Here is a 19,055-nt window from a genome sequence, read left to right as displayed (position 1 = left end):
ATCGCGGGTTTATTTCGCAATACAATTGACAATCGACGTGAAAAACACAAAGATCGTSACATCATTTGCTCAGGCGCGTTGCATCTGTTCATATTCAGAGCAGGCGCTAACCCGCAAACGTGGCGTCTGAGCCTATCACGCAGAAAAGGTGAGTGAAGATGAGCAACAAACTGGACCAACTCCGCGCCCTGACCACCGTTGTCGCTGACACTGGTGATATCGAAGCGATCAAAAAGTACCAACCACAAGATGCAACGACAAACCCGTCGCTGATCCTGAAAGCCGCGCAGATCAAAGAATATGCGCCGCTCATCGAAGAAGCGATTGCTTACGCCAAATCACACAGCAACGACGCCGATCAACAAGTGGCAGATACTTGCGACCGTCTTGCCGTGAATATCGGTAAAGAAATCCTCAATGCTATCCCTGGCCGTATTTCAACCGAAGTGGATGCACGCTTATCTTACGACACTGACGCCAGTGTGGCGAAAGCTCGTAAATTGATCAGCATGTACAACGAGGCTGGGATCAGCAACGACCGTATCTTGATCAAACTCGCCTCAACCTGGGAAGGTATTCGCGCTGCAGAGATCTTAGAAAAAGAAGGGATCAACTGTAACCTGACGCTACTGTTCTCTTTCGCGCAAGCGCGCGCCTGTGCCGAGGCTGGTGTTTACTTGATCTCACCATTCGTTGGCCGCATCATGGACTGGTACAAAGCGAAGGAAGGCCGTGATTTCACACCAGCAGAAGACCCGGGCGTGAAATCCGTCACCACCATCTACAACTATTACAAGTCACATGGCTACAATACTGTGGTCATGGGCGCAAGCTTCCGTAACACCGGCGAAATCTTGGAACTGGCAGGCTGTGACCGTCTAACCATTAGCCCACAACTGCTGCAAGAGCTCAGTGACGCAGAGGGTGACGTGCCAGTGAAATTGCAAGATACTGGCGCCACAGAGCAGCGCCCAGCGCGTATGACCCATGCTGAGTTTATGTGGGAACATAACCAAGACGCGATGGCAGTTGAAAAACTTGCTGAAGGCATCCGCAATTTCGCGGTTGACCAAGGCAAGCTCGAAGCCATGATTCGCGAGCAACTGTGATTTAACACAATAAAAGCGGCTTAGGCCGCTTTTATGATTAACGTCGATACCGTATTCAACCTGTTCAATCTTTAGGTATACACATGGAACGCAAAATGCTAGCCAACGCCATTCGCGCTCTTGCGATGGACGGAGTTCAACAAGCTAACTCGGGACACCCAGGTGCCCCAATGGGTATGGCTGATATCGCCGAGGTTTTGTGGCGCGACCACATGAACCACAACCCACAAAATCCAGACTGGGCAAACCGCGATCGCTTTGTGCTATCAAACGGCCACGGCTCAATGCTGATTTACTCACTGCTGCACCTTACGGGTTATGACCTTGCCATTGACGATCTGAAACAATTCCGTCAATTGCACTCAAAAACACCGGGTCACCCAGAGTATGGTTATGCCCCTGGCATCGAGACCACAACCGGTCCGCTTGGCCAAGGTGTTACTAACGCCGTCGGTATGGCCGTGGCAGAGAAAGCACTGGCTGCTCAATTCAACCGAGACGGCCATGATATTGTGGATCATCACACTTATGCGTTCCTTGGTGATGGCTGCCTGATGGAAGGTATTTCTCACGAAGCCTGCTCTCTAGCCGGTACTTTGGGCTTAGGTAAATTGATTGCGTTTTGGGATGACAACGGCATCTCAATCGACGGTCACGTTGAAGGTTGGTTCTCTGACGATACACCAAAACGTTTTGAATCTTACGGCTGGCAGGTTATCCCTGCAGTCGACGGCCACGATCCTGCCGCGATTCAAGCAGCTATCGAGGCGGCAAAAGCTGAAACCAGCAAACCAACGCTTATTTGTACCAAAACCACTATTGGTTACGGTTCACCGAACAAAGCCGGTAGCCATGACTGCCACGGCGCACCGCTAGGCGAAGACGAAATCAAAGCGGCACGCGAATTCCTTGGTTGGGAGCACGGTCCGTTTGAGATCCCACAAGACATTTATGCACAATGGGATGCAAAAGAAGCCGGTGCCGCCAAAGAAGCGGCATGGAACGAAAGATTCGCTGCCTATCAGGCGCAGTATCCAGAACTCGCGGCGGAATTTACCCGTCGAATGAACGGTGACCTGCCTTCAAACTGGGACAGCGAAACCCAAAAGCTCATCAAAGACCTACAGGCTAACCCAGCGAAAATTGCCTCACGTAAAGCGTCGCAAAACGTACTAGAAGCCTTCGGCAAACTGCTACCTGAACTGCTTGGCGGTTCAGCGGATCTGGCGCCATCAAACCTGACCATGTGGTCTGGGTCAAAAGCCATTACCGCTGACGATGCAAGCGGTAACTACCTACACTACGGTGTTCGTGAGTTTGGTATGACGGCCATCGTTAACGGTATTGCGTTGCACGGCGGTTTTGTACCTTACGGCGCAACCTTCTTGATGTTTATGGAATACGCGCGTAACGCGATGCGTATGGCGGCCCTGATGAAGGTGCAAAACATTCAGGTTTATACTCACGATTCAATCGGCTTGGGCGAAGACGGCCCAACTCACCAACCGGTCGAGCAAATGGCTAACCTACGCCAAACACCAAACATGAGCACTTGGCGTCCATGTGATCAGGTAGAATCAGCCGTTGCTTGGAAGGCAGCTGTTGAGCGTAAAGACGGCCCAAGCGCGTTAATCTTCTCGCGCCAAGGCCTTGCCCAGCAAGAGCGTGATGATGCGCAGCTTGCTAACATTGCCAAAGGCGGCTACATCCTGAAAGATTGTGCGGGCAAGCCAGAGCTTATCTTAATTGCAACTGGCTCTGAAGTTGAGCTGGCCGTTGATGCGGCGGCACAACTGAGTGAGTCAGGCAAGCACGTGCGTGTGGTTTCTATGCCAAGCACGGATCTGTTTGACAAGCAAGATGCAGCCTATCGCGAATCTGTATTGCCATCAGACGTAACCGCGCGTATCGCGATCGAAGCCGGCATTGCCGACTATTGGTACAAGTACGTGGGTCTAGACGGTCGTATCATTGGCATGACGTCTTTTGGTGAATCAGCACCAGCTGGTGAGCTATTTAAGATGTTTGGTTTCACCGTTGAAAACGTTGTAGAAACCGCTAATGAACTACTCGCCTAGTTCCTTATAGTCAGCGATTAGCACGCTAACGCGCACAAAGGCCAGTCTTAGACTGGCCTTTTTCATGTCCTTTCACCTCGATTCAGTAAAGAAAGCGACTGGCAGATGGACGACGATGATACGCAGGTCTCACACCGAGATCGTGGCGAAGATGTTCAGAGATCTCATCTATTGAACAAACGTTCAACATTTTATTAGATCGCGTAATGCCAACCGTTATAGTGACAACCTTCATCACAGTGACGGTAAAACCTTGTTCCGTGATTGCCATCAGTGATTCCCCTCTCATTGTTTTTTCAACATACTCGCCATCATAAAACCTCAAGTTATATTGAGGTAAATAGACGTCAGAGGAACGGGAGCAAAAAATGACCATGAGTGTCGGGCAAGTGGCTAAGCGTGCAGGGGTAAAGGTCTCCACCCTGCATTTTTACGAACAAAAGGGGCTAATTGTGAGTCAACGCAACGCGGGCAACCAACGTCGTTACGACCGTGCGGTGCTGCGTCGCCTCGCCGTGATCAAAGCGGCGCAAAATGTTGGCCTGTCACTGGATGCGATTGGCAAAGCACTCAGCGAGCTTCCTTCACACCAAGCCCCCACTCAAGCGCAATGGCGTAAAATGGCAGAGCACTGGGATCAGACCCTGAATGAGCAAATTGCGCGGCTTCAACAGCTACAGTCAAACCTCAGTGGCTGTATCGGCTGCGGCTGCCTCTCCATGAAGTCATGTGCACTCTATAATCCCAATGACGTGGTGGGCGAAGCCACGAAAGATGACAACGTGCTCAACCACCCAAAAACAAATGTGTCTGAACTTTTAAAACACTGGGGCAAGAGCAGGTAATATGCCTGCTCAATGCTGTTAGTTGTAGTCACGGATTGAGGATCGTGACTTGGTTGGCGCACCGAGATCCAGATCATCTCGCAAATGTTCAGGCAACTCTGAAACATGCGCGCTCCGCTTATTTTGGGTACGCCTTAACTGCCATCTACGTAATCTATTCTTAACTGAATTTACAATCTGTTTGACTGTTGGGAATACCGGATCATACATCGTCATCATGATTTACCGCCTCTCTGAACAAAAAGTAGGATTTATTTTTGTCCAGCAACTCGCTATGCTCAAACGATGAACACTGGTAATCAGTTAAGTAAATCTTATGTCAAAGACGCAACCTACACGTATGCCGCCTCTTCAAGGCTTGTATTACTTTTATCAAGCTGCGCATTTGGGGAGTTTTAAAGCAGCTGCAGATGCCTTGTTTGTAACCGCCGCCGCAATTAGCCAGCAGATCCGATTGTTAGAGGAATGGCTGGAGACTCCTCTGTTTTATCGCCAGCACCGTAAAGTGACGCTGACTCCGGAAGGCGAAGTTTTGTTTAAGCACGCTCAACAAGGGTTTAAAAGCATTCTCAACGGCGTGTGGCTCCTCAATAATGACCCTTCCCCACATCAGCTATCACTGTCAACTCTCCCCTCGTTCTCTCAAAACTGGTTGGTTCCTCGGCTTGCGCAATTCAGGGCCGCCTATCCAGACCTATCCATCTTGGTGGAGTCCACCACAACGTTAAATACGTTTGAGCAATCTTCCATTGATTTATGTATCCGTTATGGTGGAGGACGTTACGACGGGTTGCAGTGCGAATGGCTAATGGGCGATATCCTCTATCCTGTCTGCCATCCCCTCTATCAACAGCAACATGGCATTTATGCGGTTGAAGATTTATATAAGGGGCATTTAATTAGTGATATGTGGAGAGATATGGACTGGACTCGTTGGTTCAATACCGTCGGTACGGCAGGGGGATGCTCGACCATTACTTACAACGGCTCTAACTATGCCATTGAAGGCGCATTATCATTACAAGGAATTGTGCTTGCTCGCCATAGCTTGGTACAGCGATATATCGCCGACAACAGCTTAGTCCGTATCGGTCAAGTGGCAGTAAAGCCCACCAATGGTTACTTTTTGTGCGCACCTGCCGGGTACTTTAAGCGAGATAAGGTCGATCAGTTTTGTCAGTGGATCAAGCAGCAGGCAACGGCTTTTCAGCAAACTTGGCCTGATAATATCACGCTATTTGAGGATGTTAGCGCAGGCATTTGATTGCTCTCGTATCTGAATGCATGGGTAAACGCTTACATTTTTCTAAAAAAGGGTTTAAATGCTTTACATGAACTGGGATTGCTGTATGGTGGTCACAGCTCTGGAACATGGAGCATCAATGATTCATCAAGTAAAAGTCGACATAAGCTACGCTATTATCAATATTATAGAGTTTCTAACGTTACCCACTTTCGCTTTTAGACATTTCATCGACTCCGTTCAAAGCTACCCTATTTATTTTAATTTAAGAGAGAATGATTATGTCTAATCAATCAACTGGTATCGTAAAGTGGTTTAACGAAGAGAAAGGTTTTGGTTTCATCACTCAAGACAACGGCGAAAAAGACGTGTTTGTACACTTCCGCGCGATTGTTGGTGAAGGCTTTAAAACCCTTACTGAAGGTCAACGTGTAAACTTTACCGTTGAGCAAGGCCAAAAAGGCCCACAGGCATCTAACGTTTCTGTTGCATAAGAAACCTTGTCTGACTGATTGTAGGGCGCCGTTGGCGCCCTTTTTTGTGCCTGTCGTTCAGATACCCGCGATAATAAAAAAGGCCCCACAAGCACTTGCTGTGGGGCCTTTTGTAACCTTGACCATCAACTAACATTGATTAGCTTTGCATTGATTAGCTTTGTTGCATCTTCTGACGTTTTTTCAAAAAGGAGAGCCAGCTTTCGACGGCGTCATCCGGCGAAATACGTTTCGCGACTTTGGCTTGCTCAAGGGCATGATCAAACTGATTCAATTTGTAATAGGCTTGCACTTTCGCTAACGCAATATCTTTCTTCGACGCCCCTGTTTCCGCCCTATCTAGCGAAGTGAGTGCTTGCTGATACTCACCCTGCTGAATTTGCATCAAGGCCAGCTGCCAGTGATATTGGCTCTCTTTCTTAGCGGCCAGTTGCCAAGCTGAAATGGCCTGAGGCCATTCACGCGCTTGTTGCCAAAGGCTGGCTTGCTGAGCAAGGGTTTGTGCATCTTGCTCGCTCTCAGGCAGTCCCTTCAGCCATTTGGCTGCGCGCTCAGGAACACCGACATTGGCGTAAAGCTGTGCCACTGTCCGTTGCTCACTCGGCTCTAGAGCTATCCCTTTGCGCTTGGCAAGTAAATAGGTGCTAATCGCGTTTTTCGGCTGTTCTAAGCGCACATAGTTAGCCGCCAATTGGCGCCACCACTGTTTATTATCCGGCTCAAGGGCAATCAAGGCTTTTAAAGTGGGGGTCGCCCCGCGCCATTGCTCCAATTGCAATTGCGCCCCAAGCTTGAGTGACAATGCCGACACAGTGACTGTGTTATTCATGGCGCGCTCATAATCGGGATACGCAGCCAACACTTTCTGCCATTGCTCGCGTTGATAATGCGCTTGCATGATACGCAACCACACATCTTCGGCCTGCTCTGCTTTCTCTTTGGGTACCGAGCGGGCAAGCGGATAATAATATTGCAATGCCGCCGCATATTGGCCATCAATCAGCAGTAAATCGGCTAGCATACGCTTGGTTTGCCATGCTTGCGCATCTTGCAATTGCTCGCTATCTACCGCGCGCTTGATATGGACAATCGCTTTATCATTGTTGCCATATTGCCAGTAGAAAACCCCCAGCGCACGGTCAACAAAGGCTTTGTCAAAATCACGTTTCACATTCAGCTTGTTGAGTAGCGCAATGGCTTCGCCCAACTTAGACGCTTGCTCTAACGCTTGTGCCTTTTCAATCGACAAGGCAACCGAGGGTGACAACTGCGCTGCGGCGGGCAGTGCAAACATCAATGCCAAGGTAAAGATAAGTCGTTTCAACATTAGCGTAAGTTAAACTCCAATTTGATCTGCTGACCCGGCTGCGCCACGGCTTCTCCATTCACCACTTTGGGCTCGTACTTCCATTTACGCAACGCTCGCAGTGCTTCACGTTCAAACATACGGGGCGGATTTGCTTCAACCACACTCAAATCTTGCGGTCGACCGGAAGGGCTAATGGTAAAACGCACCACTACATACCCTTCTAAACCACGACGCATGGCGCGTGGTGGATAATTGGGTTGCACTCGAAACAGCGGCATGGCCTGCTGATTATTCGGCCCCTGCATGACGCTTAAATCACCCAGAGAGGGAGCTTGTACCATGACGCCTTGAATGTTGGTCTGCAAATTCAGCGTTGGCATATCCGGCTGAGCGGAAGCCGTCGATTGTGTTTGCGTTACCGGCGTCGGCGTATCTGGCATTTCCGGTGGTTTCGGCCGCTCTGGCACCGTGCGCTGACGACGCTGCACATCGGTATCCGGCTCCTGCATAAAAATATCGATGCTCATCGAGGTCGACTTTTCTTGCGGGCGCTGGGTACTGTGACCCACCATCAGAGCCATCAGCATAAATAGGCCTAACGTGAATACCAGCGCGACCGGCATTGAAATCAGCCATCGCTTCATTATGGCGACTCCGTAGCCAAGGCAATACTCGCGATCCCTGCTCCCTTGGCAGCATCCATCACTTTCACGACGGTACCATTGTACGCCAGTTCATCGGCTTGAATCACAAGGGACGCATCCGGCTTATCCAACAGCACATGCTCTAACGTCGCTTCGACACGTTCTACATCCACCAAACGCTTGTCAATATAGATTTCGTTCGATGCGGTCACCGCGACAAAGATACCGGCATCTTTTTGGCTGGTTGCATGGCTCGCCTCGGGACGGTTCACTTCCACCCCGGATTCGCGCACAAACGAGCTGGTGACGATAAAAAAGATCAACATGATGAACACAATGTCCAACATGGAGGTTAAATCGATTTGCGCTTCCTCGCGCTGCTTATGAGGTCGAATCAATCGCATTACTGACTCCGGAGCGCCTGTTCAAGCGCCACTTCTCGGCGCTGACAGGCTTTAACTAAACGGGCGTGGGCAAACATGCCGGCAAGGGCTGCCACCATGCCAGCCATGGTCGGCAGCGTGGCCATTGAAATCCCCGATGCCATCAAGCGTGGTTCGCTGGTCCCTTGACTGGCCATCACATCAAAGACAGAGATCATTCCAGTGACTGTGCCCAACAGGCCCAACATCGGGCAAATAGCCACCAGCGCTTTAATTAAACTGAGGTAGCGCCCCAGTTCATGCTGCGCTTCAAATAGCCACCCTTGGCGAATAGCGCGTGCGTACCACGAATGATGATCAGTGCGTGCTTGCCAGGCCGATACCCACACTTGCCGTTGTGCCGGAAACCGTGAGTATAAATACAACAAACGTTCGATCACCAAAACCCAGCAAAACAGCACTACCACACCCAGCCACCATAGCACTGGCCCACCTTGCGCCATAAAATGGCGCAAGATAAACCAAATATCTTGGTGATTGAATTGGGAAAGTAGCTCTACATCCATCATGCTGCTTGTCCAGTGGCCGCCGTATTCGCTGGTTGCTCGGCTTGTTCTGCAACAAGGCTAATACTTTGTTTTTCTAACATACCGCGAATATGATCGGCCTGCCCGCTCAAAATATTATGCGCAAGAAGCAGTGGGATCGCCGCGATCAAGCCAAGTACCGTGGTCACAAGAGCCATCGAAATACCGCCTGCCATCACTTTCGGGTCGCCATTACCAAACTGGGTAATCACTTGGAAGGTTTCGATCATCCCAGTCACTGTTCCCAACAGACCCAGCATTGGCGCCAGTGCTGCAAGCAGTTTCAACATGGAGAGGCCTTTTTCACAGCCTTGTTGCTCATCGACAACCGCTTCCAGCAAGCGTAACTCCAGCGATTCAACATCGCGCTGTGGCGCATCGTGATACACCTTAAGGACACGACCCAGTGGGTTATCCTCTGGTGACTCTGGATGTTTCAGCTGAYGATGCATTTTGGCATGAATAGACAGCAGTACCGCGCCGCGATAGAGCGCAATTAACAGACCAACCGCCAATAACGCCGCAATCACTTTGGCCACAAAACCGCCTTGGCTAAAACGATCCGCCAAGCTTGGCGCTTTCTCTAATTGACTGAGGAGAAAGCCGCGCGACGGATCAACCAGTACAGGCTCACCCACCGAGGTGATCGCTTGCTCAAGCGTGGATGTGGTGAGGGTATTATCAGGTTGCGCACGATACGGGATCGCCACCTTTCTATCCGACTGCCAGTTTAAATAGCCCTGCGGGCTCACCAGCCCAAGGTTACCGACGCGTACTACCGACTGCTCAGACGACACGCCTTGCGCATCCACAACCGGCAGCGTTAACGCTTGCAGCTCGCCGCTGGTTTGCATTTGGGTGAGCATCCCTTGCCACAGCGTATTTAGCTGTTTGAGTGACGGTAATATATCGGCGGCAACGATCTCTGAAACGGTTTGATTAAAGGTCGGTTGCGTGATGCCAACATAGCTCGAAGCACTGTCGGTTTGAATGGTTTTGCTCGCTTGACGCACCACGCCAAATAGCTCTCCCAAACTGCCCGATTCCAAGCGAAGTTTATCTTCCAACGACGCCAGTTGTTGCTCGTTGTCACTAAAGGTGTCACTGAGTTTTTCGGTTTCCGCCTCAAGCGCATTACGGGTGGCTTTCAACTGATTCAGTTTGGCGCGCAGCTCACGCTCCGTCATCGCAAACTCCGCTTCACGCGCTTGGTTGTGTTCACGGGCTTGCTGCTGCGCTTGTTGGGTTTGGCCCACAAGATCGTCAGCATGGGTCAAAGGCGCGACAGCAATAAAACAGGCTGCGGCAATCAGGGTTTTCCAGCTCATGATTTCACCCCTTGGTTGGCACTTAAAGGCAGAGATAACAACGACGGCGCTACTTGTTTTTGTGCAACCGCGAAGGCTTTATCCACGGCTTCGCCCGCACTCGCATCCAAGGATACCCACTGCGAATCTCGTGTGCTCCATACCCAATGCTGCTTGCCATCAAGGCTACGCGCCACCAGCGACACGCGACCAAGATGCAGCACATCCACTTGATGCGCCCGACCATCCAGCGCAATGGTATCTTGGTAAGCATCTAGCTTGGTGCCATAGTCACGCTCAATTTGATAAGCCTCGAGAATACGACGAAACTTCTCCGAATCCGCCACATCGGCGCGACCCATCATCGCTTGAAGCTTTTCTAGACGTGCTTGGCGCTGCTCCGCTTTCAGTGGCATATCTTTAGCAATCCACTGTTCCAATCCGTCAAGCATGCGGTACATCAAAGGTACAATACCTTGGCGCGTCTCTTTGATCTCGATGATTTGATCGCGAAGGCTTTGTGCTTCTACCTGTTGGTTGCTCACCAAGTTTTGTAGGTGATCGCGGTAGATTTCTAAATTACTGATCTGAGTTTGGATTTGCTCAATTTCTTGACGCATAGCCAAACTAGCATCGGCGCGGCGATTAATGCGTGATTGCGACTGCGCCGCTTCTTGGGTGGTTTTACCCTCGATGGCTTGCGCCTTTTCGAGCTGATCCGCACTCACCGCTGGCGTGAACGCCAAACAGGACGCAACGCCCAGCACGAGCCGAAATGAAGACGATTTTATCATGGTGATATCTACAAACATGCTTGGTGATATGGCTTCCGCCACAAACAAAAGTGAGAATAGTTTCTATTTGCGTGTAATGTACCGAGTTTGGCGGCAAAGATCTAGCCTAGCAGTAAAGGAGGTTGGAGAATATTGCGGCTTATCAGTAAAGAAGAGATAACAGTAAAAACTAAAAACACATCAAGTAGATAGCGACCAACTGGGTGTTGGCCTAACTTTGCACTTGGCCTATTAAGCCCAAAGGCGATGGCGCACGCCATTACTCTCTTTTAATCGCGTGCGCTTATTTGCTATCAATACCCTATTGTTTCCGAGGTGTTTTTATAGATTTTGCCGTTTTTCATGATTACAACGAAGTGCGCATCAGGCTCGGCAATCAGGTCGAGATTCTCCAGCGGGTTACCCTCAACAAGCAGGATGTCAGCGATAGCGTCCTCTTCTATCATCCCTAATTTTCCTAGATATGGACTCCGCTTGCCAGACAACGCAAGCAAGGCTGCATTCCCAGACGTTGCCATCGATAACACTTCAGCCGGTGTGTACCACTTTGTCATCGTGGTTAAGATCGCGCCTTGATTTTTGGTCATGGCAGGATTGAATAAAATATCTGTGCCCCAAGCCACCTTAAGGCCATATTGCTTAGCAAGCTTAAAGGCGTTGTCGGTGCCTTGGGCGACCTGTTGCTGTTTTACTTTCGCCTCCCCTTGCGTCGGATTCGAGTACTCGTTAGCAAGGAAGGCTTGGCCGCTCAGCCATACGCCTTTTTCCGCCATTAATTGTGCAGTTGCTTCATCCATGAGCTGTCCATGCTCAATCACTTTCACACCCGCGTTGATCGCAGTTTGAATCGCTTTAGGCGTGTAGGCATGTACCGTCACATAGGTGCCCCAGTTATCTGCCGCATCTACCGCAGCGCGGAATTCTTCTTCCGAGTATTGGGCCACATCAATCGGATCATACGCAGAGGAGACGCCGCCTCCCGCCGCGAGTTTGATTTGCGAGGCACCCAACATCAGTTGCTCGCGAACGCGCTTTCTTACTTCCGCCACCCCATCCGCTATCACACCACCATTGAGCGATTCACCGCGGCTCAGTCCAGCATTGCTCGCGGCAGGCACTTCATAACGCATCCTAAAATCACCATGCCCGCCCGTTTGCGAAATCATTGCACCGGAGGGCCACATGCGCGGCCCGGCGACTATACCCTCGTCAATCGCTTTTTTCAGACCAAATACCGGCCCACTAAGATCACGTACACTGGTAAAGCCTCGCATTAGCGTGCGTTCAGCTTCTTGTGCGGCCCGAAGATTGATATAGCCGACGTCTGCGGTAAGCAGTTGTGGGACGGAAACAGTCGCCAACATCGCATGCCAATGTGCATCAATCAGCCCCGGCATCAGCGTACGTCCCTCTCCTTGGATCACTACAGAGTCCAGTGACGGCACCACGTCAATCGGCTGACTCGAAATCCGTGTGATCTTGTTTCCTTCAACTAAAACATGTTTTGGGACAGAAAGCTGCGCAGATTGACCATCGAAAATACGCACATTTTCAAACAACACACTCTGCGGATGCGGCGCCAACTGCGCCTTAACCGAGACCACCAACAACAAGCCGCCCACAACTATCGCCAGCCTTCGCATCAACCTCGCCATCTCACACTCCTTGTATTCATTAACAAAAAGCGACTCAAACCCTGCCCACAGCGCCTGCTCCTCGCTCATTGAAGAAACCAAAGGACAATGAGGTTCTGACCGCACTGTCTATTAAATTAGCCAACCACACCAAAAAGCCCAAATTTTTAGAGAGTTATCGCAATTTTGTTGATCTTGCTGTGGCACGCTCTACGGCCCATTGAATATGCAATTGGAACAGCCATGAATAAAGTCGTCGTATCAACCGACCATTCCCATTGTAGCTATCATATTTATCAGCCCAATCAATCCGACTGCCCTCTTATACTGTTGCATGGTACCAATAGTGATGGCTTAGCAAGTTATAGCTCCCTTCTCGGTGCATTTGATCATCGCGAAATCATCGTTCCAGATTATGCCGGGTGTGGGGACTCCAGCTTACCCAACCATGAGCTGACAGTATCCGCTCTCGCCGATCAAGTGGTGGCCATTATTAACGAAAGAGGCAGCAAGAAGATTGATCTCGTTGGTCACTCACTCGGGGCTACGGTCGCGGCTTACGTTGCCGCGCAGTATCCTGATTTTATTAACCGGTTAGTGTTAAGTGCGCCTTGGTGCCATGGTGATGACCCACGCCATCAACTGGTGTTTAATACTTGGCAACTACTCGAAGAAACCGCACCACAACAAGCAACTGCGTTCGGGCTAAGCCATGTACTGAGTCCAACATTTCTGGCTAATATGGATCCAGAGCTGGTAGCGCGTATATGCACCACAAAGGGGTTACCTGATACGCATCGAAGAATCGCACTCGGTAAAGACCTAGACATCCGCCAGTATTTATCGAAAATTCAAGCCCCGACGCTCGTCCTAGCCATGGCGTTTGACACCCTTGTACCGCCTTACCGAGCCCAAGAAGTACAAGCCGCAATATCTAACAGTGAGTACGATGAAATACCGAGCGGTCATGCAGTGCAACTCGAAAGTCCTTATCCGTGGGTCAACCGCATTCGTGGATTTTTATAATATTGAAGGGTGAGATAGATAACTGACATAAGGTACGTCACTTACGTCAGTTATGCTTTTTATGACGAACCAGACTCATCCCCGCTCTTCTCTGTGCTGTCAGCCTCAGTATCTGACAGGCAGTCTTTTTGCCGGACCAGATCGAGCGCGTAGGTATAAGCCTGTTTCACTTCCTCTTTAAAACTTTTCGCGCCAATTTGCGCCAGAAGTTGCGGGTAGTCTTTATTGTCTGGCTCTTGCAGCCATTTCATCATCACTTGGTTTTTCAGCATGATGTTGCTAAGTCTATCGTCTCGCAGTGAGTCGGAGGCACCTTGCAGCATTTGCAGGCCTTGCAGCTCAACGGCGTTGCGCACAATTTCATCAGAAGTGTTAGTTTTACTCATCGCCATCGTCCTCGCTGTTCGCCTCGTCGTCTGGTTCAAAGCCGGTTTTAGATAAATCTGAGAACGACTCGGCTAGGTTATCATTCACTTCTCGACAGCTTTTTATAATCGCATCGCGAAGCTCTTCGCCCATGGCCGCATCGGTACCATTAGACGCAATCAGTTTGTCGAGGTATTGGTCAAAGTCATCCGGTAGACCAAAATCGAGTGTCGGTGTTGGCATGATTCCTCCTAGCGCATGAGTTTAGAGAGCAGCACCATTAGCAGCCCTTGAATAATAGCGATAAAAAGCTGTACATGGGCGACCACAATGATCAGCAAGAACATGAGATTAAACGGGTTGCCCAACCATTTTTGAAACGCCTTGCCCACTACAGTCGTGGTTTGTAGTGCCGTATCCCGTAAGTGGTCAACGGTGTTTTGAACCAATATGGAAGACGACAGACGTTTACCATCGCTCGCCACGTCTTCCTCCTCGTTCATAGTGACTTACGAATCAGCGATTTTATTGAGCTGCTTAGTCATCAGCAGCATGCGTTGGTTGCGGGCATTCACTTGGTCTTGCAAGGTGGTTTCAACCGAGTTGTTGATTGAGCGCTGCAAATACGCACTCGACATCACATCGACCAAGTGACCTTTACGTTCGGTTTGCTCACGCAGGCTGATCACATCGGGTTTGTCGGCCACGGCGATCTCCTTTTCAGTGGTGGATAAGGCATCGAGGCAGCACATTGGCTGCCTCGACACGTACACAGATCAGCGTGGCTTAATTGCCGCCGTCCATGATGTAGTTCACTGCTTTCGCGCCTGCCGCAGCCATTTGTGTCATGGCGTTGGAGGTCGCTTGCATTTGCGTGGCACCGGTGTGGGTAAACTCACGCACTTGCAATTTTGAAAGCGCTGACAAGTCACGCAAGCCATCTAGGTTCAGGCTTTGCGCCGAGGTACTTGTGGTTTGATCCGCAACTTTCGGATCAACGCGGTCACGATAAGGTGATGGGGTAATACCATTTTCTTCAGGCATAGTACTTTCCTTTTTCAGTTAATATCTGCCACATGGCAGAGGGTTACTTTATGAAGCGACACACCCAAACAACATAAGGCAGTGCTTCCTTTGAGCGGGTTATTTCTTTCCCGCCATCACGTAGTTCACCGCTTTCGCGCCAGCCGCAGCCATTTGTGTCATGGCATTGGCAGTCGCCTGCATTTGCGTGGCCCCAGTGTGGGTAAACTCACGCACTTGCAATTTTGAAAGCGCCGACAAGTCGCGCAGACCATCCAAATTCACACTTTGTGCAGACGAACTGGTGGTCTGATCGCCGACCTTAGGATCAACACGGTCACGATAAGGCACTGGCTCAATACCGGTTGCCGATCCTTGCGTGTTTTGTGCACCGCTTTCTGGCGCTTGATCTCCTGATTCAGGCATAGATAGTCTCCTTTTCTTAGTTACCCTTGATTGGGTCTGCTTACTCTAACTGCGCCCATATCACGCTGTAATAGTGAAAACTTTCACGCTTCGGACAAAAAAGCGCTCCCCGCTACGCTCACGGCTTATTCATTACGCCGGAGAGACCATGCACTATCTAACCTTTACTCGAACTTCACTGCTGATAGCACTGACCTGTTTTGTGCTGCTGGCCTGTAAACCAAACGACCCACCCAGCGATCTCGCGCTGATTCAAACCCGTGGTGAATTAGTGGTCGCCACGCGCTTGGATGGCGTGGGCTGCTATTACGTGCAAGATAACGTGATGGGACGAGAATGTGCGCTGCTAAGCGGCTTTGCCGAACATCTGGGCGTCACACTGACGATAAATAAACAGCCAACGGTCGCGGCAATTATCGACCGTGTGAATCAGGGTCACGCCGATATTGGTGCCGCGGATCTCACCCAAACTACGCAGCGCGAGCGTCAAGTACACTTCTCGGTCCCCTTGTTTGAAACCCGTGAAGTATTAGTGCAGCGCAGCGACAAGCCCATCGGACGTATTGCTGACTTGGCGGGCCATACGGTGTCGCTGCGTAAAAGCAGTGCGTATGTTGGCGAGCTAATGCGTGCCGCCAAACGGGCAGGAGTGAACATTGGCCCAACCGCCGATGCCAACACCATTGGCCTGCACTATGTCGATGAGGACACCGCGACCTTGGCACTGGTTGCCGATGTGGCTGAAAAAGAGATCGACTTTACCGTGGCCGATGAACACATTGCCCGCAACGCCAACGTACGTGACAGCAATGTCGATGTCAGTTTAGTCTTTGGGGCACCACGGAACGTTGGCTTTGTGGTGAGTAAATACGGCGACGGCTCATTGCTCGATGCCTTAAATCGCTGGCTACAAAGTGATGCGGCACAGCGCATTCACGACACCTATAACCAACAGCAAACTGCGCCCGATACCACCCAAACCCGCACATTTTTATCCTCATCCAGCACCCTTAGCCCCTGGGACCCGATGTTTCAGCGCTATGATAATGCCCCGTTTGATTGGCAGTGGTTAGCAGCACAAAGCTATGTGGAATCGCGGTTTCGCGCCGATGCCGTCTCACCAGCAGGCGCCATGGGGCTGATGCAACTGATGCCGCCGACCGCTAAAGAAATGGGCGTTACCCAACCGTTTGATCCAGCAATGAACATTCGTGGCGGCGCCCGCTACAACCACCGTATGTATAAACGCTGGCACCACCTTCCCGAGCAAGACGCACTCGCGTTCTCGCTGGCCTCTTACAACGCAGGACTAGGTCATGTCTTAGACGCACGCGCCTTGGCCCGTGCTGACGGCGCCGATCCGGATAACTGGTTTAGCTCACCGACTCAACGCGGCGTGGAAGATTACATCACTGAGCTCGAGCATCAAGCCGTCTACCAACGTCCAGACATTCGCTACGGCTACTGCCGAGGTAGCGAGCCTAAGCACTATGTGCAGCGCATCTTTCGCCAGCGCAAGCATTACGCCGACTTAACCGGCGACGGGGAGTTATTTCCCGATGCCTCTACGCCCGTCCACTCGGCACCCTAAACACTCTTTTTTGTAGAAGGACATTTCAATGAAACAATCACTTAGCTTTTACTTTAGTCTTAGCGGCACCGTCAGCCAGCGCCAGTTTTGGCTCTGCTTTGTGCTGCCATGGTTTGTTATTCAGTCTCTGATGGGGATTGCCGTCCAACATGACAGCATTCAATTGATGGATGGCATTTGGACACCGCCAGAAGTGGTGTTTTCAGTGCTGGGCTTTTTTATCCAACTGTTTGTCACCTGGGCCACCGTTGCACTGAGCATCAAGCGGCTGCGTGAACTCGGTTATCCAGCGCGCACCCTGCTCGCCATGATCCCGGGCTTAGGCACCCTTTGGGTGTGGTTCGAACTGCTCTTCTCTGCCCCTGATAACGGACATCCACTCTAAGTATGCTGCGCCTGCTGCACTATGCAGTAGGCGCAGTAATCCACCATACGTTATCGGCCAATTCCGTATTTAACGCCACCGACACCCCCTGCTCGCTATACCCAACTCGGCTGAACAACACCGCAAAGTCAAAATGGGGGGAGTTATCGACATAGTGATGCACCTGCACATGACTGAGCCGCGCACACAATTCAGCAATGCCCGCCCGCACCTTTGCCGTCGGCTGATTAAGCCAAGCGGCTAACTCATCAATTTGAAAATGATATTTGTGCTGCACCGGCGGACATTCCATCGCCTGCGCACCAAACACGATCTGATGCTGAAAACGGATCCGCGCCATGATGTGCTGCGCCAAGGTATGAACCTCTTCATCCTGAAGGGGGGAGATGATCGCCACAGTAAACGCTCCTTTGATTAAGAGCCTTCATCCTGCTGGATTTGGTGCGCAAAGCCACAGAGCAAAAGTTCTCTATGCCGTTTTAAAACCCGACCTGCGTAAGCTCACTGCATACCTTACTTGACATGGAAATCAGTATGCCGTATGTCTCAAAAACAACACTAAATCATGACAATATCAATATTTCGCTTCTGTCTGAAAAAACCCGAGAACTGATCGACTTGATAGGTTTTCCAGACACTTACTTGTTGGTCTCGACATTGGGCGGACAGGACGTCTACATTCCCAAATATCCCGACCGCAGCAAGCTAATAAAAATACTGCCCCGAGAAAGCGTTGAAATACTCAGCCAGATATACGGCGGCACCTATCTCGCCCTTCCCACCTCACGCCAAATCGATATCCAAGAACGCAACAAAGCCATCGTCAAAGCCCTGTTAAACGGCGACTCACGCGCCAAAGTCGCCCGCCAGTTTGGGTTAAGCGTTCGGCAAGTGGCGAATGTGAGAAAGGAATTTCCCACCGATGAAGCACCGCCCTATTACAATGAGAAAAGCATTCCTAGGTGATAGGCAAGTGACAAGACGATCTGAGTTCAAATAATTCGTGCAACACTCATGGTTAAATTGGCGATAGTGGTGCGCCTCTCATCGCCAACACCAAAAGGTGAATAGTATGGGTTTCCCGCAACTGGCCAAAGGGAGACGACATCAACAATATCGAGAGAGCGACTTCGACCGTACGCCGCGCATACAGCAGATAATGGCTCAGGTATTGTCGGCCACAAGCCAATAGCCGAGGCATGACAAACATTTATTTTGTTCGTCCTTAGTCATTATGGGATTGAAGTTTAAATGAAAACAATCACGCGCTGCTTAAACAGCATCTCCCCAAAGGCATTGCGTGAAATCACTGAAGAATATGTGATGCAAGTAGTTTTACCCGCCTGAATACTCAACCAAAAAATAAATTATATCTAGGTAGCCTAACGTTATCTTTAACAAGTTGCGTCAGGCCGCATACGAGAATGCTTCACTTCGCGGATAACCCTCGCCATAAAAAAGTAAATTAATAATGCACTATTTCCCTATGGACAATAAAACCACAAAAAAATAAGTTAAACCAAACATTCAAAGAGGAGAAAAGCAATGTATGTTATTGAAAATGATCAAGATTTTAAAGAAGCAAATGAAAAAAAAGCTGACATTCTTGTATCTAGTGCAATCCTTGGATTCGCACTAACAAGGCATTATCAAAATCAGCCATGCCAGATTGACTATGAATACCCCAACGAAAATGACTCTCACACATGGGATGAGTTATTAAAACAAAAAGATAAAGTTTCAAGCATAGAAGGCACTTTAAGTTTACTAAAGACAATATCATTAGCATTTTATAGGCACGAAAAAAAAAC

General features: G+C 50.1%; 24 protein-coding genes. 10 read left to right on the top strand and 14 right to left on the bottom strand.

Annotated features, from left to right (window positions below; translation table 11 throughout):
- Positions 1-158 precede the first annotated feature (158 nt).
- The 5 genes from tal to cspE all read left to right on the top strand — a co-directional run bounded on the left by tal (position 159) and on the right by cspE (position 5,769).
- The gene (tal, locus tag BZJ19_RS01485) at positions 159-1,109 is read left to right on the top strand and encodes a transaldolase (protein WP_069586735.1); all 951 of its coding nucleotides are present in this window, start codon (positions 159-161) and stop codon (positions 1,107-1,109) included.
- Between the two features lie 83 nt (positions 1,110-1,192).
- Positions 1,193-3,187, top strand: coding sequence for a transketolase (gene tkt, locus BZJ19_RS01480; protein ID WP_077674368.1), 1,995 nt, complete (start codon positions 1,193-1,195; stop codon positions 3,185-3,187).
- Positions 3,188-3,555: 368 nt separating this feature from the next.
- Positions 3,556-4,032, top strand: coding sequence for a redox-sensitive transcriptional activator SoxR (gene soxR, locus BZJ19_RS01475; protein WP_077674367.1), 477 nt, complete (start codon positions 3,556-3,558; stop codon positions 4,030-4,032).
- Between the two features lie 316 nt (positions 4,033-4,348).
- Positions 4,349-5,296, top strand: coding sequence for a LysR family transcriptional regulator (locus BZJ19_RS01470; RefSeq protein ID WP_077674366.1), 948 nt, complete (start codon positions 4,349-4,351; stop codon positions 5,294-5,296).
- Positions 5,297-5,556: 260 nt separating this feature from the next.
- On the top strand, positions 5,557-5,769 hold the full coding sequence (gene cspE, locus BZJ19_RS01465) for a transcription antiterminator/RNA stability regulator CspE (protein ID WP_077662687.1): 213 nt from the start codon (positions 5,557-5,559) through the stop codon (positions 5,767-5,769).
- A gap of 154 nt (positions 5,770-5,923) precedes the next feature.
- On the opposite strand, the gene BZJ19_RS01460 is transcribed toward cspE, so the two are convergent.
- From BZJ19_RS01460 to BZJ19_RS01430, 7 genes are all read right to left on the bottom strand, one after another.
- On the bottom strand, positions 5,924-7,096 hold the full coding sequence (locus BZJ19_RS01460; RefSeq protein WP_077674365.1) for a tetratricopeptide repeat protein: 1,173 nt from the start codon (positions 7,094-7,096) through the stop codon (positions 5,924-5,926).
- Positions 7,096-7,722, bottom strand: a complete 627-nt coding sequence (locus tag BZJ19_RS01455; protein WP_077674364.1) for an energy transducer TonB — start codon at positions 7,720-7,722, stop codon at positions 7,096-7,098. Before BZJ19_RS01455 ends, BZJ19_RS01460 begins: the two co-directional genes overlap by 1 nt.
- On the bottom strand, positions 7,722-8,126 hold the full coding sequence (locus tag BZJ19_RS01450) for an ExbD/TolR family protein (protein ID WP_069586742.1): 405 nt from the start codon (positions 8,124-8,126) through the stop codon (positions 7,722-7,724). The genes BZJ19_RS01455 and BZJ19_RS01450 overlap by 1 nt, the downstream gene beginning before the upstream one ends.
- A complete protein-coding gene (locus tag BZJ19_RS01445) occupies positions 8,126-8,671 on the bottom strand; it encodes a MotA/TolQ/ExbB proton channel family protein (protein ID WP_077674363.1) in 546 nt (181 codons plus the stop codon). Before BZJ19_RS01445 ends, BZJ19_RS01450 begins: the two co-directional genes overlap by 1 nt.
- Complete coding sequence (locus BZJ19_RS01440; protein WP_077674362.1) at positions 8,671-10,020, bottom strand: MotA/TolQ/ExbB proton channel family protein; 1,350 nt, start codon at positions 10,018-10,020, stop codon at positions 8,671-8,673. Before BZJ19_RS01440 ends, BZJ19_RS01445 begins: the two co-directional genes overlap by 1 nt.
- The gene (locus BZJ19_RS01435) at positions 10,017-10,799 is read right to left on the bottom strand and encodes a DUF3450 domain-containing protein (protein ID WP_077674486.1); all 783 of its coding nucleotides are present in this window, start codon (positions 10,797-10,799) and stop codon (positions 10,017-10,019) included. Before BZJ19_RS01435 ends, BZJ19_RS01440 begins: the two co-directional genes overlap by 4 nt.
- 287 nt (positions 10,800-11,086) lie before the next feature.
- The gene (locus BZJ19_RS01430) at positions 11,087-12,448 is read right to left on the bottom strand and encodes a metal-dependent hydrolase family protein (protein WP_201249160.1); all 1,362 of its coding nucleotides are present in this window, start codon (positions 12,446-12,448) and stop codon (positions 11,087-11,089) included.
- Between the two features lie 222 nt (positions 12,449-12,670).
- Between BZJ19_RS01430 and BZJ19_RS01425 the strand changes: the two genes are divergently transcribed.
- Entirely contained in the window at positions 12,671-13,453 is a 783-nt protein-coding gene (locus tag BZJ19_RS01425; protein WP_077674361.1) for an alpha/beta fold hydrolase, read from the top strand.
- A 59-nt stretch (positions 13,454-13,512) separates the two neighbouring features.
- On the opposite strand, the gene BZJ19_RS01420 is transcribed toward BZJ19_RS01425, so the two are convergent.
- The 6 genes from BZJ19_RS01420 to BZJ19_RS01395 all read right to left on the bottom strand — a co-directional run bounded on the left by BZJ19_RS01420 (position 13,513) and on the right by BZJ19_RS01395 (position 15,268).
- Positions 13,513-13,839 carry a hypothetical protein gene (locus BZJ19_RS01420; RefSeq protein WP_077674360.1) on the bottom strand — a complete coding sequence of 109 codons (327 nt, stop codon included), beginning with the start codon at positions 13,837-13,839 and terminating at the stop codon, positions 13,513-13,515.
- Positions 13,832-14,062, bottom strand: coding sequence for a hypothetical protein (locus BZJ19_RS01415; protein ID WP_077674359.1), 231 nt, complete (start codon positions 14,060-14,062; stop codon positions 13,832-13,834). Before BZJ19_RS01415 ends, BZJ19_RS01420 begins: the two co-directional genes overlap by 8 nt.
- Before the next feature lie 8 nt (positions 14,063-14,070).
- Complete coding sequence (locus tag BZJ19_RS01410) at positions 14,071-14,322, bottom strand: hypothetical protein (RefSeq protein ID WP_162274204.1); 252 nt, start codon at positions 14,320-14,322, stop codon at positions 14,071-14,073.
- A 6-nt stretch (positions 14,323-14,328) separates the two neighbouring features.
- Positions 14,329-14,526 carry a hypothetical protein gene (locus tag BZJ19_RS01405; protein ID WP_077674357.1) on the bottom strand — a complete coding sequence of 66 codons (198 nt, stop codon included), beginning with the start codon at positions 14,524-14,526 and terminating at the stop codon, positions 14,329-14,331.
- A 79-nt stretch (positions 14,527-14,605) separates the two neighbouring features.
- Positions 14,606-14,863 carry a hypothetical protein gene (locus BZJ19_RS01400; RefSeq protein WP_077640915.1) on the bottom strand — a complete coding sequence of 86 codons (258 nt, stop codon included), beginning with the start codon at positions 14,861-14,863 and terminating at the stop codon, positions 14,606-14,608.
- 99 nt (positions 14,864-14,962) lie between these two features.
- Complete coding sequence (locus tag BZJ19_RS01395; protein ID WP_077674356.1) at positions 14,963-15,268, bottom strand: hypothetical protein; 306 nt, start codon at positions 15,266-15,268, stop codon at positions 14,963-14,965.
- A gap of 148 nt (positions 15,269-15,416) precedes the next feature.
- On the opposite strand from BZJ19_RS01395, the gene BZJ19_RS01390 reads away from it, so the two are divergent.
- Together BZJ19_RS01390 and BZJ19_RS01385 are read left to right on the top strand one after the other, a co-directional pair.
- Positions 15,417-16,859, top strand: a complete 1,443-nt coding sequence (locus BZJ19_RS01390) for an MltF family protein (RefSeq protein WP_077674355.1) — start codon at positions 15,417-15,419, stop codon at positions 16,857-16,859.
- 28 nt (positions 16,860-16,887) lie between these two features.
- Positions 16,888-17,244 (top strand): DUF805 domain-containing protein, encoded by a 357-nt coding sequence (locus BZJ19_RS01385; RefSeq protein WP_077674354.1) that lies wholly within the window; start codon positions 16,888-16,890, stop codon positions 17,242-17,244.
- 19 nt (positions 17,245-17,263) lie between these two features.
- Here BZJ19_RS01385 and BZJ19_RS01380 read toward each other — a convergent pair whose 3' ends face one another.
- Positions 17,264-17,641 carry a hypothetical protein gene (locus BZJ19_RS01380; protein WP_077674353.1) on the bottom strand — a complete coding sequence of 126 codons (378 nt, stop codon included), beginning with the start codon at positions 17,639-17,641 and terminating at the stop codon, positions 17,264-17,266.
- A gap of 137 nt (positions 17,642-17,778) precedes the next feature.
- Here BZJ19_RS01380 and BZJ19_RS01375 point away from each other — a divergent pair, with 137 nt between their 5' ends.
- Together BZJ19_RS01375 and BZJ19_RS01370 are read left to right on the top strand one after the other, a co-directional pair.
- The gene (locus BZJ19_RS01375) at positions 17,779-18,210 is read left to right on the top strand and encodes a helix-turn-helix domain-containing protein (RefSeq protein ID WP_077674352.1); all 432 of its coding nucleotides are present in this window, start codon (positions 17,779-17,781) and stop codon (positions 18,208-18,210) included.
- A gap of 579 nt (positions 18,211-18,789) precedes the next feature.
- On the top strand, positions 18,790-19,055 hold a 266-nt coding region (locus tag BZJ19_RS01370), incomplete at its 3' end, for a hypothetical protein (protein ID WP_131826379.1).

The sequence above is a fragment of the Salinivibrio proteolyticus genome (assembly GCF_001996165.1).
GTDB lineage: Bacteria > Pseudomonadota > Gammaproteobacteria > Enterobacterales > Vibrionaceae > Salinivibrio > Salinivibrio proteolyticus.
This window is presented reverse-complemented; position numbering and strand designations above follow the sequence as displayed.

Excerpts from the sequence above, each read along its gene's own strand:
- tal (WP_069586735.1), top strand. The coding sequence starts at position 159 with ATGAGCAACAAACTGGACCAACTCCGCGCCCTGACCACCGTTGTCGCT.
- tkt (WP_077674368.1), top strand. The coding sequence starts at position 1,193 with ATGGAACGCAAAATGCTAGCCAACGCCATTCGCGCTCTTGCGATGGAC.
- soxR (WP_077674367.1), top strand. The coding sequence starts at position 3,556 with ATGACCATGAGTGTCGGGCAAGTGGCTAAGCGTGCAGGGGTAAAGGTC.
- BZJ19_RS01470 (WP_077674366.1), top strand. The coding sequence starts at position 4,349 with ATGTCAAAGACGCAACCTACACGTATGCCGCCTCTTCAAGGCTTGTAT.
- cspE (WP_077662687.1), top strand. The coding sequence starts at position 5,557 with ATGTCTAATCAATCAACTGGTATCGTAAAGTGGTTTAACGAAGAGAAA.
- BZJ19_RS01460 (WP_077674365.1), bottom strand. The coding sequence starts at position 7,096 with ATGTTGAAACGACTTATCTTTACCTTGGCATTGATGTTTGCACTGCCC.
- BZJ19_RS01455 (WP_077674364.1), bottom strand. The coding sequence starts at position 7,722 with ATGAAGCGATGGCTGATTTCAATGCCGGTCGCGCTGGTATTCACGTTA.
- BZJ19_RS01450 (WP_069586742.1), bottom strand. The coding sequence starts at position 8,126 with ATGCGATTGATTCGACCTCATAAGCAGCGCGAGGAAGCGCAAATCGAT.
- BZJ19_RS01445 (WP_077674363.1), bottom strand. The coding sequence starts at position 8,671 with ATGGATGTAGAGCTACTTTCCCAATTCAATCACCAAGATATTTGGTTT.
- BZJ19_RS01430 (WP_201249160.1), bottom strand. The coding sequence starts at position 12,448 with ATGGCGAGGTTGATGCGAAGGCTGGCGATAGTTGTGGGCGGCTTGTTG.
- BZJ19_RS01425 (WP_077674361.1), top strand. The coding sequence starts at position 12,671 with ATGAATAAAGTCGTCGTATCAACCGACCATTCCCATTGTAGCTATCAT.
- BZJ19_RS01420 (WP_077674360.1), bottom strand. The coding sequence starts at position 13,839 with ATGAGTAAAACTAACACTTCTGATGAAATTGTGCGCAACGCCGTTGAG.
- BZJ19_RS01415 (WP_077674359.1), bottom strand. The coding sequence starts at position 14,062 with ATGCCAACACCGACACTCGATTTTGGTCTACCGGATGACTTTGACCAA.
- BZJ19_RS01410 (WP_162274204.1), bottom strand. The coding sequence starts at position 14,322 with ATGAACGAGGAGGAAGACGTGGCGAGCGATGGTAAACGTCTGTCGTCT.
- BZJ19_RS01400 (WP_077640915.1), bottom strand. The coding sequence starts at position 14,863 with ATGCCTGAAGAAAATGGTATTACCCCATCACCTTATCGTGACCGCGTT.
- BZJ19_RS01395 (WP_077674356.1), bottom strand. The coding sequence starts at position 15,268 with ATGCCTGAATCAGGAGATCAAGCGCCAGAAAGCGGTGCACAAAACACG.
- BZJ19_RS01390 (WP_077674355.1), top strand. The coding sequence starts at position 15,417 with ATGCACTATCTAACCTTTACTCGAACTTCACTGCTGATAGCACTGACC.
- BZJ19_RS01385 (WP_077674354.1), top strand. The coding sequence starts at position 16,888 with ATGAAACAATCACTTAGCTTTTACTTTAGTCTTAGCGGCACCGTCAGC.
- BZJ19_RS01375 (WP_077674352.1), top strand. The coding sequence starts at position 17,779 with ATGCCGTATGTCTCAAAAACAACACTAAATCATGACAATATCAATATT.